The 13,173-nt window shown below is 62.6% G+C and carries 9 protein-coding genes; 7 read left to right on the top strand and 2 right to left on the bottom strand.

Annotation, left to right across the window (positions count from 1 at the left end; translation table 11 throughout):
* Positions 1–36 precede the first annotated feature (36 nt).
* On the bottom strand, positions 37–1,953 hold the full coding sequence (dxs, locus tag J4H91_RS13525) for a 1-deoxy-D-xylulose-5-phosphate synthase (RefSeq protein ID WP_208046788.1): 1,917 nt from the start codon (positions 1,951–1,953) through the stop codon (positions 37–39).
* A gap of 672 nt (positions 1,954–2,625) precedes the next feature.
* Positions 2,626–4,227 (bottom strand): helix-turn-helix domain-containing protein, encoded by a 1,602-nt coding sequence (locus tag J4H91_RS13515; RefSeq protein ID WP_208046787.1) that lies wholly within the window; start codon positions 4,225–4,227, stop codon positions 2,626–2,628.
* Positions 4,228–4,338: 111 nt separating this feature from the next.
* Here J4H91_RS13515 and J4H91_RS13510 point away from each other — a divergent pair, with 111 nt between their 5' ends.
* The 7 genes from J4H91_RS13510 (at position 4,339) to J4H91_RS13480 (ending at position 12,554) form a co-directional block, all read left to right on the top strand.
* The gene (locus tag J4H91_RS13510) at positions 4,339–5,229 is read left to right on the top strand and encodes a siderophore-interacting protein (RefSeq protein WP_243752993.1); all 891 of its coding nucleotides are present in this window, start codon (positions 4,339–4,341) and stop codon (positions 5,227–5,229) included.
* Between the two features lie 12 nt (positions 5,230–5,241).
* Positions 5,242–6,303, top strand: coding sequence for an ABC transporter substrate-binding protein (locus J4H91_RS13505; protein ID WP_208046785.1), 1,062 nt, complete (start codon positions 5,242–5,244; stop codon positions 6,301–6,303).
* Between the two features lie 192 nt (positions 6,304–6,495).
* The gene (locus J4H91_RS13500) at positions 6,496–7,431 is read left to right on the top strand and encodes a FecCD family ABC transporter permease (RefSeq protein WP_341783554.1); all 936 of its coding nucleotides are present in this window, start codon (positions 6,496–6,498) and stop codon (positions 7,429–7,431) included.
* On the top strand, positions 7,428–8,507 hold the full coding sequence (locus tag J4H91_RS13495) for a FecCD family ABC transporter permease (RefSeq protein ID WP_243752989.1): 1,080 nt from the start codon (positions 7,428–7,430) through the stop codon (positions 8,505–8,507). Before J4H91_RS13500 ends, J4H91_RS13495 begins: the two co-directional genes overlap by 4 nt.
* Positions 8,504–9,382: an ABC transporter ATP-binding protein gene (locus J4H91_RS13490; protein WP_208046783.1), complete on the top strand. Its 879-nt coding sequence runs from the start codon at positions 8,504–8,506 to the stop codon at positions 9,380–9,382. The genes J4H91_RS13495 and J4H91_RS13490 overlap by 4 nt, the downstream gene beginning before the upstream one ends.
* Positions 9,379–10,986, top strand: a complete 1,608-nt coding sequence (locus tag J4H91_RS13485; RefSeq protein ID WP_208046782.1) for an ATP-binding cassette domain-containing protein — start codon at positions 9,379–9,381, stop codon at positions 10,984–10,986. Before J4H91_RS13490 ends, J4H91_RS13485 begins: the two co-directional genes overlap by 4 nt.
* Entirely contained in the window at positions 10,983–12,554 is a 1,572-nt protein-coding gene (locus tag J4H91_RS13480) for an ABC transporter ATP-binding protein (protein WP_208046781.1), read from the top strand. Before J4H91_RS13485 ends, J4H91_RS13480 begins: the two co-directional genes overlap by 4 nt.
* Positions 12,555–13,173 lie beyond the last annotated feature (619 nt).

Raw genomic sequence — 13,173 nt, 5'->3', positions numbered from 1 at the left:
TTGATGAACCCGGTCTAGTATATGCCGCGCGCGAGGCTATACGTCGCGCACGCGGGGCGCGACGTCCGCCGCGATCCGCTCGGCGGTCAGCCCGGCCTGCTCGAGCAGCTCGTCTCGGGAGGCGTGCTCGGGGAACTCGTCGGGCGTGCCGAGCTCGCTCACCGCGGTGTCGACGCCCGCGTCGCGCAGCGCCTGGCGGATGCGCGTGCCGATGCCGCCGACGCGGATGCCGTCCTCGATACTGACGACGAGGCGGTGTCCGCGCGCGAGTTCGACGACCGAACCGGCCACGGGGATCACCCAGCGCGGATCCACGACGGTCGAGGAGATGCCGTCCCGTTCGAGCAGTTCCGCTGCGTCCAGCGCGATCCGCGCCATCGGGCCGACCGTGACGAAGAGGACGTCGCCGGGTCCCTCATCGGGTTCCTCGTCGGATCCATCGCCCCGTTCCCGGAGCACGTCGACGCCATCGTCGGTGCGGCGCAGCGCCGGGATGTCGTCTCCGACCGGTCCCTTCGGGTACCGGATCACCGTGGGCGCGTCCTCCACCCGCACGGCCTCGGCGAGCAGCTGCCCGAGACTCGCCGCGTCGCGCGGCGCCGCGATGCGGATGCCGGGCACGATCTGCAGCATCGCGAGATCCCACACGCCGTTGTGGCTCGGCCCGTCGGGCCCCGTGAGCCCGGCCCGGTCGAGCACGAAGGTGACGCCTGCGCGGTGCAGGGCGACGTCCATGAGCAGCTGGTCGAGCGCACGGTTCATGAAGGTGGCGTAGATCGCCACCACGGGGTGCAGGCCGCCGTAGGCGAGGCCGGCCGCGCTCGTCACCGCGTGCTGCTCCGCGATGCCGACGTCGTAGACGCGATCGGGAAACCGTTCGGCGAGCCCGTCGAGACCGGTGGGCGCCAGCATCGCGGCCGTGATCCCGACGATCCGCTCGTCGCTCTCGGCGAGCTCCACCAGCCGGTCCCGGAACACGCCGGTCCAGCTGCGGCCCTCCGCCGACTGCACAGGCTCCCCGCTGCCCGGGTGGATCCTCCCGATCGCGTGGAACTGGTCGGCCGTGTCGTTCAGCGCGGGCGCGTAGCCGCGACCCTTCTCGGTGATCACGTGCACGAGCGTCGGGCGACCGTAGGACCTCGCCTGGCGCAGCGCCGTCTCCACCGCCACGAGGTCGTGCCCGTCGATCGGGCCGAGGTACTTGATGTCGAGGTTCGAGTAGAGGTCCTGGTTGCCCGAGGCGCGACTCGCGATGCCGCGCATGGCACCCCGTGCGGCGCTGTACACGGTGCGACCGGGTGCGCCGAAGGCCGAGAACAGCTTCTCGCTGCTCTCCTGCAGGTCGCGGTAGCTCGAGGTCGTGCGCACGGAGTTCAGGAAGCGGGCCATGCCGCCGATCGTCGGGGCGTACGAGCGGCCGTTGTCGTTCACGACGATCACGAGGTTGCGGTCGTTGTCGTCGGTGATGTTGTTGAGCGCCTCCCAGGTCATGCCGCCCGTGAGCGCGCCGTCGCCCACGACGGCGACCACGTGACGGTCCCGCTGCGAGGGGTCGGCCTGCGCCCTGCGCGCGAAGGCGCGGGAGATGCCGTCGGCCCAGCTCAGGGAGCTCGACGCGTGCGAGCTCTCGACGATGTCGTGCTCCGACTCGGAGCGCTGGGGGTAGCCGGCGATGCCGCCGCGCTGCCTGAGCCGCGAGAAATCCTTGCGCCCGGTGAGCATCTTGTGCACGTAGCTCTGGTGCCCCGTGTCGAACACGATCGGATCCCGCGGCGAATCGAAGACCCGGTGCAGCGCGATGGTGAGCTCGACCACGCCGAGGTTCGGCCCCAGATGACCGCCCGTCTTCGCGACCTCGGCGATCAGGAACTCGCGGATCTCGGCGGCGAGCATCCGCAGCTCCTCCGGCGTCAGAGCATCGAGATCGCGCGGTCCGGAGATGTCGTCGAGCATCACGCCAGTCTAGCCCGCTCCGCCCCCGTCGCCGCTCGCCGGACGTCGGGCGCGGAACTCCCGCCGACGCAATCGGAAGGGGCCGGATCCGGCCTTCCGCGTTACCGCTCAGACGAGCGAGCGCAGCACGTACTGCAACATGCTTCGTGAAATATGCGGTAGTTTGAAGCCGCATTCGGCATGAGTCTAGGGATAGGTGAAGCCACCGGCGCCTCGCCTCCTCTGCTGGACCGCGCATAAGCCTTGGAGGGCATATCCGGCGAATGTTCCAGGAGCAAGCGGAGCTACCACCGAAGGCGCAGTCAGGCCGGTCTGGGCTGCTTGACTCCGATCGACTTCGAGACCATCATGAACAACGACCTGGCTCTCGCGGCCTCACCACAGGGCCATCCTCCCCCGTGAAATCGCAGAGAAAGAGATCACGTCGATTCACACCGTGCGCGCGCATGTGAGGGCGATCTATCGCAAGCTCGGCGTGACTCGCACAGAATCGGCGTGACTTGCACAGAAGACGCCTTCCGCTGCGCCGAAACACTCGGCTTTCTCCGCTGCGTACGCCTCGATGGCAACAACCACGCACTCCGCCCAATCAAGTGACGCCCCACCCGCGGCCCGTCACCCCGCACCGATCATGCCAACCCCACCACGCTCAGGCGAATCGGTGCATCGAGGCTAAGGCACGATTAAGGACTCCTTGGTCTGGTGCCACCCGAAGCGCCAGTATGCGCTTGGTGACATCTGGTGCTGTTCGGTAAAGACCTTGGTGAAGCTTGAAGGATGAGCGTAGCCGAGTCTTTTGGAGGTCTGGGCTACGCTCAAACCGTCCTCGAGGTAGTGTCTCGCGAGTGTCATCCTGAGTTGGCTTCTCCAGCGCGCGAATGGAATACCGACCGCGGACCTCACCTCTTGAGCGAGGTCTTCAACAGCAACTCCGAGTTCGGCAGCCCAGGCGGAGAGCGGCCTGCTGTCGGCGGGGGTCGCTCTCACTCTCTGAAGGACCGTGCTTGCTTGAATCGATACATCGTTTGCACCTGGGCGCGCGTCTTGAGTCGAGCTGCACGCATTCTCTAGAAAAAGACGTGTAATGAAATGCGAATCATGCGGCTCCGGCCTGAGCTGGCTGTAATTCGCGACAAAGGTATGCAACAAGAATGCTTCATCCTCCTGCGCGAACGATTGCACGAACACACTCGGGCCTTTGGCCTGTCGCTTCATATCTCGTGAGCCGAGCGGGAGAAGAATCGAGCCTTCTTTCAAATCCACAGTATTCGATTCGTTAGCAGGCAGCCAAGCAGCATCCCCTTGGCTGAGGTCAAACGTTCTCTCTCCGATCTCTACGCGCGCGGTGCCTCGGTAGACCCAAACGAGAACATGAAAGTCATTTATCCGGTTCCAGGTTTTGCTCGGTGCTACCAGCGGTGGGAGTAGGGTCTCGACTTTCTCGACCCCTTGAGTTGAGTCGGATCGGTTTGGAAGCGGAAGATCGGACGAGGAGTCTGATAGAGCTCGGCGACCGGCCCGTCGTTTCGCAAAATCACGTGGGGTCATACTGGTGTGTCTCTGAAACGCTCTTGTTAGTCCGGCGGGAGTCATGAATCCGACCTGCTGCACTACCCACCCAATGTCGTGTCCCAGATCGATGAAGGTGGCCGAGGCTGCAATTCGAACGCTGGTTCTCCAAGTCGCAATACTGACTCCGGTCTCGTCAACGAACTGCTTTTGCAGTGTTCGAACAGAGACGTTCACACTGGCTGCCAGTTCGGGGATTGTTGCAGGGTCGCCGGGGTCTTCGATCAGGCGGCGCGCGACCCTTGCCGCTGCGTCTGAGGTGGGTTCAGAAGGTAGCGCGATGGGTGGGGCCGGGATAGGTGTTCCACTCGGGGTCGATCCTGGGGATTCCACGACGATACTCGCGAGTCCTTTCGAGGCAGCGATTCCTCGTAAGTACCCGATACTCCGAGCGAACTGGTAGATCAGCCAATCGTTCCATTCCGACGGGAAGTGAGTCCTTGTGGGGGCGTCGATCTGAAAGCGAACGCGCCTCGCCGCGGGAAATATTGGGAAAGCAACTGTTCCAGGAGCGGCATGAATACCGTAGGTCAGACCAGCAGGAACCCAGATCGCATCGCCCTCCTGAAGCAAGTGATCCTCACTACCGACGGACACCTTCGCTTCGCCCGAATGCACCCAGATGAGTGAAGGTTCCCGAGCGTTCCGGATCTGCGAGGCGGCAACTGCGGGGATCTCGCGTGGCAACACCAGCAACCGATTCATGCGTTTCAGACCCCCATCTGGGTATGCGAATCATGCACTTCAGGATAAATCATCTGATCATAGCAAGGGTAGCCTTACTCATTAGTTCGGTGCTGCCCGGTGCCTGTTTTCATGTCCTGTTCTGTTTCGAAGGAGGCACTCTTGCCTGCTGCTGCCCGACCCGTCTGCCTCATGCCAGTGGGGATCCGCTCACTAGAGGTTGCAAGGCTTGCCGACGTGACACCAGTGATGCGGCGCATCACGCTGACAGGCGCCGAGCTCAAGGAGTTCACCGGCTCCAATGGCAACTTCACTGCGGAGTTCCTCAGCCCAAACTTCGACGACGATGTCCGGCTGCTCTTCCCTTACCCTGGCGAGGACACTCCAGTGCTGCCCGTGATTGAAAACGGGCGAGTCACCTTTGCGCCGGGGCGCAGGCCGATCGCGCGGGCCTATACCGTGCGAAGGTTCGATTCCGGTGCTGGAGAGCTAGACCTCGACATCATCCTGCATGGTGATGGTTACGCCTCGACCTGGGCGAAGACGGTTGCCATCGGGGACCCCATCCCGGTCGTCGGGCCGGGTAAGACGCTCCCGCTGCCGAAGGACGTCAACCGGTCAGTGTTACTCGGGGACGACACAGCAATCCCCGCGATTGCGAGATTCCTCGAGGAACTCGCGCCGAACAGTGAAGGTGAAGCGTTCATTACCGTCCCGAACGGCGACTACATCTACCCCCTCACGAGCCCAGATCTATTCGAAGTGCACTGGCTGGTCGCAGAACCCAGCAAGGAAAAGACGGAACGGACGCTCTGTGCGGCGCTGCAGGATCGCGACCTTCCGGCTGAGAACCTCTTCGTCTGGGTGGCCGGTGAGCAGTCAGAAGTCCAGGCGACCCGACGATATCTCGTCAACGAACGCGGCATTCCTCGCCAGGCGGTCAGTTTCACCGGCTACTGGAGGCGTGGACACTGCGGTTTGCCTACACCAGAGCAGGCGGACCGTTCCGATTCAATCCACTAACGAAAGGCATTCATGTCCCTCAGCACACGTTTACGAAAGAGCGCACTGGTCGGCGCGGCACTCACCGCCGTCCTGTTGTTCTCCGGCTGCGCATCGGATGCTCCCGCACACGATTCCGGCGCTAGTACGGAAACGTCGAGCCTGCTTCCGGCAGCCGAAGGTAAGACAGAGTACCCGTTGGCTCTTGAGTCTCCCTACGGAGAGACAGTGCTCGAAGAACGTCCCGAGCGAATCGCGGCAATCGTGCCGAATGGCGTTGACACGGAGCTGCTTCTCTCACTCGGTGTAACTCCGGTGCTGAACTCGAGCATGATCAGCGAGGGCGGCTACCTCGAAGCGCACGGAGCGTCGAAACTCGAAACCTACGAGTTCGTCCGTGGTGAGGATGTGCCAGTGGAAGCGATCGCCGCGGCCAAGCCTGATCTCATCGTGACCGTGGGCTGGGTACCGGGGTTTGGCGAAGTCAAGGACATCTACGATCGACTCGCCAAAATCGCTCCGGTTGTGACCAGCCCTGCTCCCGACCAGCGGATGATCCCGTGGCAGGACTCGATCCGCATCCTCGGTGAGACGCTTGATCTGAGCGACGCGGCAGAGGCAGTGATCGCCGAGCACGACGAGTTGTTCTCGGGGATCCGTGCAGAGCACCCCGAGTTCGCCGGGAAGACGGCGACCTGGGCGATCTACTATGGCCCGGCGAACGGGCTTCAGTATTTCTCACAAAACGGATCAGCCCCTGAGCTATTCCTCACCGATCTCGGCTTCTCCCCCAACCCGAACGCCGCCGAGTTCGCTCAGGACACCATGGTTAGCGATGAGTTGATCGCAAAAATCGACGCCGACGTACTGCTGCTAGGCCAGAGCGAAGCGACGACCCCTGAAGAAATGGAACAGCATGTGACCGGTACGGAACTCTTCATGAACCTTGGAGCAGTGAAGTCTGGCAAGTTCATCCAGTTCCCGCCAAAGGCCGAGGACGGCGGCGATCTTCTCTGGGCAATCACCAGCGGTGGCCCAATCGGGAACGCCTGGGCCGCTGAGCAGGTCGCGCCGATGATTGCAGAGAAGTTCTAACAGCGCAATCGATCCGGGGGCGCGGCGTCGCACTCCGGCACCGCGCCCTCTCACAACCACTAGTCAGGAACAGAGATGGTCTCCCTTGCGAATGCTCAGACGACGACACGACTACCAGCAACCGGTGATCCGATGGTTCGGCGTCGGCTCCTCGGGATCGTGGTGCTCATCTCCGCACTAGGAGCAGTGCTCGTGCTTAGTATCACCTACGGCGCGAACCCGCTTCCTATCACTGAGGTCTGGCGCACTGTCTTCACCCCGGACGGCACTGAAGCATCTTCGATCGTGTGGACGCTGCGCGTGCCGCGCACGCTCGTCGGTATCGTCGCGGGCGCAGCCTTTGGTGTCGCAGGTGCACTCATTCAAGCCATCACTCGCAACCCGCTTGCTGATCCCGGCATCCTAGGCGTTAACGCGGGCGCCGGGTTTGCCATCACGGTCGGGGTCGGGGTATTTGGGGTGACAGGGATCGCCGGCTACGTCTGGTTCTCTTTCATCGGCGCGGTCTCCGCGACAGTGCTCGTCTATCTCATCGGTGCAGGCGGACGCGGTGCGGTCTCACCGGTTACGCTCGTGCTCGCAGGTATCGCGCTTGCCGCTGTATTGACGGCGTTCTCGACCTTCCTGCAGCTCATTGACGAGGAGACGTTCCGGTCGTTCCGCAACTGGAGTCTCGGATCACTCGCACGAGTCCCGGTCTCGGACACGCTCACGGTGCTGCCGTTGACCGTAATGGGGCTGCTGCTGGCATTGATCATCTCGGGCTCACTCAACGCCGTAGCGCTTGGCGACGATCAAGCCGCCTCTCTTGGGGCGAACGTCAAGCGTACTCGCACGATCGGGCTCATCGCGGTGACGCTCCTCGCGGGAGGCGCTAACGCACTCACCGGTGGGATCGCATTCGTCGGGCTCGCCGTGCCTCATCTCGTTCGGTGGCTCACAGGCCCCGATCAGCGGTGGATCATCGCCTACACAGTGATTGCTTCCCCGGTACTGGTGCTCGGTGCCGACGTGCTCGGCCGCGTGATCGCACGTCCTGGAGAGATCGAGGCAGGGGTCATGACCGCTGTGATCGGCGCTCCGGTGCTGATCACACTTGTGCGGCGCAGAAAGGCCTCCGGTCTATGAGTATGCAGATCAAACCCGATTCGCACATCGATTTCGGGTATCGGGATAGTCAAGTGCGCGTCGGCGGGATCGCCGCGCTTCGATGGAGCGCGCGAAGCGCAACGGTCAACACCATTCTCCTCCTCATCGCCCTGGCCGTGGCGGTGCTCGCACTGGGCTTCGGAGACTACCCGCTCAACCCGCTCGAAGTCGTGACAGCACTCACAGGGCATGGAGCCGAGTTCCAGCGGATGATCGTGACAGAGTGGCGACTCCCAGTGGCTATCGCTGCTGTGCTCTTCGGTGCGCTGCTTGGCATCGGCGGCGCGATCTTCCAATCGCTCACCCGCAACCCCCTGGGCTCTCCCGACGTGATCGGTTTCGACGCCGGCGCATACACCGCAGTCGTGGTCACCGTACTGATGATCGGAACGAAGCACTACTGGGGTATCGCTAGTGCAGCGCTGATCGGTGGGCTCGCCACGGCAGCGGTCGTCTACCTCCTGGCATATCGACGCGGGGTGCAGGGCTTCCGGCTGATCATCGTCGGCATCGCGGTCTCGGCCATGCTCGGAGCCGTCAACATCTACCTCGTCACCCGAGCAGACATCACCGATGCGATGAGCGTCGGCTTCTGGGCGGCGGGTTCCTTGAGCCGGGTCAGTTGGGAGGGCCTGATCCCCGCTTCTATCGGGGGACTCATCATCTTCATTCTGGTCGTGATGCTCTCGCCGTCGCTCAGACAGCTTGAGCTGGGGGATGATGCCGCGCTCGCCCAGGGAGTCAATGCGAACCATGCCCGTCCAGTACTTCTCATCATCGGAGTCGCTGCAACGGCACTCGTGACCGCAGCTGCAGGCCCCATCGGGTTCGTAGCGCTCTCGGCCCCGCAACTTGCCAGGCGTCTCGCCCGAACCCCTGGCGTCACCGTAGGCTCTGCGGCCTGCATGGGAGCAGCACTCCTCGCCGGCGCCCACACCCTCTCGCTCCTCATCGCCGAAGCATACAGGCCGATACCGGTTGGTTTGATCACCGTCTGTCTCGGTGGCCTCTACCTGATCTGGCTCCTTATTCGAGAAACGAGAAAGTCCATATGACTCGAACGGAACCTCTCACCTTTACGAGAGACCACACACCTACGAGCACTGAGTCACGTTTACGCGCCGTGCATCTGGCTCTCGCATACGATAAGCGCTCGATCTCCCGGGATCTCTCCGTCACGATCCCCGACGGTTCGTTCACGGTGATCATCGGCCCTAACGCCTGCGGCAAGTCCACGATGCTCCGAGGTCTCTCCCGCCTCCTGAAACCCGAAGCAGGCCAGGTCGTGCTCGATGGGCGCAGCATTCACGAGTACCCCATCAAAGAAGTTGCGCGTCGCCTCGGTCTACTCCCGCAGTCTTCCACCGCCCCCGATGGCATCCGCGTCGCCGACCTGATCTCGCGAGGCAGATACCCCTACCAGAACCTCATCAAGCAATGGACCGAAACCGACGAGGCCGCCGTTTCCGAGGCGATGGACGCGACCGGTGTGCGCAACCTCTCTGGCCGCCTTGTGGATGAACTCTCGGGTGGGCAACGTCAACGGGTCTGGGTCGCCATGGCGCTCGCTCAGCAGACCGACATTCTGCTGCTCGACGAGCCCACCACGTATCTCGATCTCACTCACCAGATCGAGCTGCTCGAGCTATTCACCGACCTTCACCACTCGGGGCGCACCCTGGTGGCCGTGCTGCACGACCTCAACCAGGCCGCACGCTACGCAACGCATCTCATCGTGATGCGTGATGGGACCATCGTCGCGGAAGGAGACCCCCAAAAGGTCATCACTGAGGAGATGATCGAGCGGGTCTTCAATCTACCATGCCGTGTCGTGCCGGATCCCGTGGCAGGCACACCGCAGGTCGTACCGCTCGGCAGAACGCGTGATCAGCGTGCGTGGTCAAGCACGAGAAGTGGAGACGCACGATGAGCGTCCAAGGAACGAAGGATGCCGCCGGGCTGAGAACACCGCTGCGTCGGGCACTGAAAACAGGGCGTTGGCAGCTCAATTTCGCTGTGCTCACCGCTGCCGGGAGCGGCCTCGCCATGCTCGGGGCACTGTGGTGCGTCGTGCGGCTCATTGCAGAACCTGGTCTCGACTCCGTGTTGTGGGCGTGTACGGCGTGGGTACTCGGGGCAGCGCTTTCAGCGTCTTCTTCCTGGCTCGCTCACGAAGGAGAGGCCAGATTCGCCTCAAGCCTTCGGCGCCGAACCGCTGAACACCTTGCGGAGATGCCCATGCGCGAGATCTCGAAGTACAGCGGCAACGACCTCAGACGGCTGATCGGAGATGACGTGGCTGCGCTGCACCATATGGTCGCGCACTTCCCGTCGGAGATTGCCACGCTCGTGATCGTGCCGCTTACCTCGATTGCGCTGCTGCTCGCATACGCTGGTCCGATCGGCCTTCTTGTCCTGATTCCGGGGGCACTTGCGACCGTACACTTCTTGGTTGTTGTGCCGCGCATGTCTGCCCGGTACGGTGAGCAGACCACGAGGGTCATGGGAGAGATCCTTACGGCGGTCGATGACTACGCCGCAGGCATGCGCACCTGCCGCATCTACGGGGTGACCAGTGGTGCGGCTTCCGACTATGCGCGAGCCACCTGCAGCTTCACTGAGGGATTCGTCGGCTACGTCCGAAAGGTCTCCACGTTCTCCGCTGTCGCAACGGCATTCCTGCAAGCTGTCGCCACCTACGCGATCGCTTACGCGGTCGGGTATGACCAGCAGCCAGAGGTGCTTGCGGCGATGCTGTTCTTTGGACTCGCGATCGTCACACCAGCCATGCGGTTGGGTCACGGCATCGATTACATCCGAAGCGGCCGAGTGGCGGCACAGCGCATCACAAAGTTCCTTGCAGGACCAACGCTTCCCGTAACGCGAAGTATCAAGAACGGTGTGGCCCAGGGGCTGCGACTGTCGGGACTCACGCTTATGCAGGATGATCGCCCGCTCGTGCGCAGCCTCACGCATACCTTCGAGCCTGGCACCGTGACCACAATCACTGGACCAAGCGGCTCAGGGAAGTCGACGCTCCTGCGGTTCGTCGCCGGACTCGATATGGCGCACGAAGGAGAAATCCGACTGGGCGGCAGCGACGCAGAATCTGCGCCACACCGACAGGTATTGCTCATTCCGCAGGGCGGCGATCTCCTTCCCGGCACTATCAGAGCCACAGTCAGCCTCGGCTCGTCCAAGACCGATGACGAGTCCCTCCTGGAAGCGCTTCGGCGGGCACAGCTCGAACTCCCGCTCAATACCCCGACTGAATTCCTCTCCGGAGGGGAACGCCAGCGCTTAGGAATAGCGAGAGCCTTCCTGAGCTCCGCACCGACGATTCTGCTGGACGAACCAACCAGCGCGCTCGACGACACGACCAGCAATCGAGTCCTTCACGAGCTGCGCACGATGACCAAACAGCAAGGATGTGCCATGGTCATCGTCACCCACGATCCACGTATCGCAGAGATGGCCGATGTGCGGCTCTCACTAGACAGCCTGAGCCGCGAGAAGACAGGAGTGAGTCAATGAGCATCTCTCTCGCTCAGATGCTGCAAGGCTTCGCCCCCTCAGCACGGAGAACACTCACGATCATATCGGGAGGCTGGGCACTGGTCGCTTTGATCGAGGCGCTCGCGTACACCGTGCTCGGGTTCTCAATTGCCAACCGTCAGCCTCCGCTGGCGGTTATCGCTGCCGCAGCGGTCGCGATCACGGTTACAGTTCTCGTATCCCGCAGTGGCTACCTCACTGGAGCAGGGCTCGCAGTCCAGCTCTACCAAATGCTCGGCGAAGCGTTCGCACGGGCGAAGCTGGCGTGGTTCACCGAGACCAACCGTGCCTTCATCGGCACCGTCGCTGGCAGCACCATCCCGTTCCTCATGAGTGTGCCAGCTCATCAGCTCCAAACCTTGATCGTCGCACCGCTGCTCCCACTTTTTGTCGTTGTCGGAATGTGGATCATTGCGGACATCGGTATCGCCGGTGGGGTCGCTCTCCTGCTTGTCGTTTCCTTCGTCATACAGTTCTTCGCCCAGCGCACACTTGCCGATGCTGATGCAGGACGAGCGAGAGAAGAGGCATCCGCGAACGACGCCTCATACGAGTTCCTTGACCATCTGGAGCTACTTCGCACCGCTCTCGGCTCTGCAGATGCAGTCAGCCGTACCGCCCAACATTGGGAGGGACAGCGAGCTGCTCTCCGCCACACGAACCGCGCCACGGCGCAAGCCATGCTGCTGTCCACGCTGATCGGTGCCGTCCCCACCGTAGGCGTATTGCTATTGCTTGTTCTGACAGAAACCTACGATGCGCCCATGATGCTCGCGATCATCATGCTGACTCTTCGGGCGGCCGCCCCACTTGAAGCGCTCGCGATCGCCGGACTCGCCATCAACGATCTCCGCAACGCAGCAGACCAGATCCGCGCCGTCAGGGAGGTGCCGGTACTCCCCGAACCGGCAAGCGCTGGGGACATCAACGGGCACAGCATTGAGATCCGGAACGTCACTCACGCTCCATCCTTGCAGAACGTCTCCGTGAGTATTCCCGAAGGGTCAACCGTCAACGTCCAAGGCCCGACAGGGAGCGGGAAGAGTACCCTCCTGAGCCTGCTTATGCGCTTCGACGATCCAGACATGGGCAGCATTACGATCGGTGGTGCCGATCTCAGGGACCTTCACTACGACCAGATCGCTGCACAGATTGCCTACGTCCCTCAAAACCCCGACGTGTTCTCCGGAACACTCGCCGATAACATCAGAATCGGTAACCCTGAAGCCAGCGATATAGAGGTAATCGAAGCGGCACGCCAAGCTGCGCTAGAGCCCGTCATTGCTCAGGATCCCGAAGGTATCCAACAACAGGTCGGACACCGCGGCAACGCTCTCTCCGGAGGCGAACGGCAACGTGTGGCGATCGCGCGTGCGCTCCTCAGAGATTCACCCATTCTCATCCTCGACGAAGCAACATCCGCATTGGATATCGCCACGGAGCGTTATATCGCCGAGGCTTTGTCAGCTCGCCCGTCAACGGTAATCCTGGTCACACATCGTGACAAAGAAATGTGGTTACCATCAGGCGAAATAGATCTGGGGTAGCCCATGCGTTGAGCAGAGTTCGCTGGGACTGTCAGCCGGTCACCTTGCACTGGGCAGCGGCATCGCCTTTCCTTTTGGTCAGGCCTGACCAAATTCACCGCTAGTCGGACAGTCCCCCACGTCGAGGACCGGGCCAGCGCACTTCGTCAGAGCACGCGATAGGCACCGAACAGGCGCCGTCCGCCCGCCCTTCAGCGCCAGCGCGGTACACGGGCGGGGCGTACTTCGGCGGGACCGACCCGCACTACGCGAAGAGGTCAACCGGGTACAGATTCGATGAGGCACACAATGTGCTGCGCGCCGCTCACGGCCCGCAGGCTCACGCCACCGAGTTCCCGAGAGCTACCAGACCGACCCAATTCTATCGGCTTCTTAGTGGAGGGAGCCGTGGGCGTTCCTGACTCAGCTCGCTAGCACGAGAAAGGCCCTGATCCTTGGGTGAGGGTCGGGGCCATTCTCGATTGACAGCGGTTAGCTCTATGCTGGCATCACGCGGGATTCGTTGTTCTGCGGCTCGCATGAGGAGCCGTGATCCTGGACCCCGCGCTGGTAGCTACACTCGGGTCTCAACTACCGGCAAGTTCGCGGCGGACACGGCGGAGGCCCGGGCTCGCGCCCG

Origin of the sequence: Leucobacter ruminantium (assembly GCF_017565705.1) — a bacterium.
GTDB lineage: Bacteria > Actinomycetota > Actinomycetes > Actinomycetales > Microbacteriaceae > Leucobacter > Leucobacter ruminantium.
Note: the sequence above shows the minus strand (reverse complement) of the source record. Positions and strands in the feature narration are given on the sequence as shown.

What these genes read in the sequence shown, in the direction of transcription:
- dxs (WP_208046788.1), bottom strand. Translation starts at nt 1,953, where the DNA reads ATGCTCGACGACATCTCCGGACCGCGCGATCTCGATGCTCTGACGCCG.
- J4H91_RS13515 (WP_208046787.1), bottom strand. Translation starts at nt 4,227, where the DNA reads ATGAATCGGTTGCTGGTGTTGCCACGCGAGATCCCCGCAGTTGCCGCC.
- J4H91_RS13510 (WP_243752993.1), top strand. Translation starts at nt 4,339, where the DNA reads ATGTCCTGTTCTGTTTCGAAGGAGGCACTCTTGCCTGCTGCTGCCCGA.
- J4H91_RS13505 (WP_208046785.1), top strand. Translation starts at nt 5,242, where the DNA reads ATGTCCCTCAGCACACGTTTACGAAAGAGCGCACTGGTCGGCGCGGCA.
- J4H91_RS13495 (WP_243752989.1), top strand. Translation starts at nt 7,428, where the DNA reads ATGAGTATGCAGATCAAACCCGATTCGCACATCGATTTCGGGTATCGG.
- J4H91_RS13490 (WP_208046783.1), top strand. Translation starts at nt 8,504, where the DNA reads ATGACTCGAACGGAACCTCTCACCTTTACGAGAGACCACACACCTACG.
- J4H91_RS13485 (WP_208046782.1), top strand. Translation starts at nt 9,379, where the DNA reads ATGAGCGTCCAAGGAACGAAGGATGCCGCCGGGCTGAGAACACCGCTG.
- J4H91_RS13480 (WP_208046781.1), top strand. Translation starts at nt 10,983, where the DNA reads ATGAGCATCTCTCTCGCTCAGATGCTGCAAGGCTTCGCCCCCTCAGCA.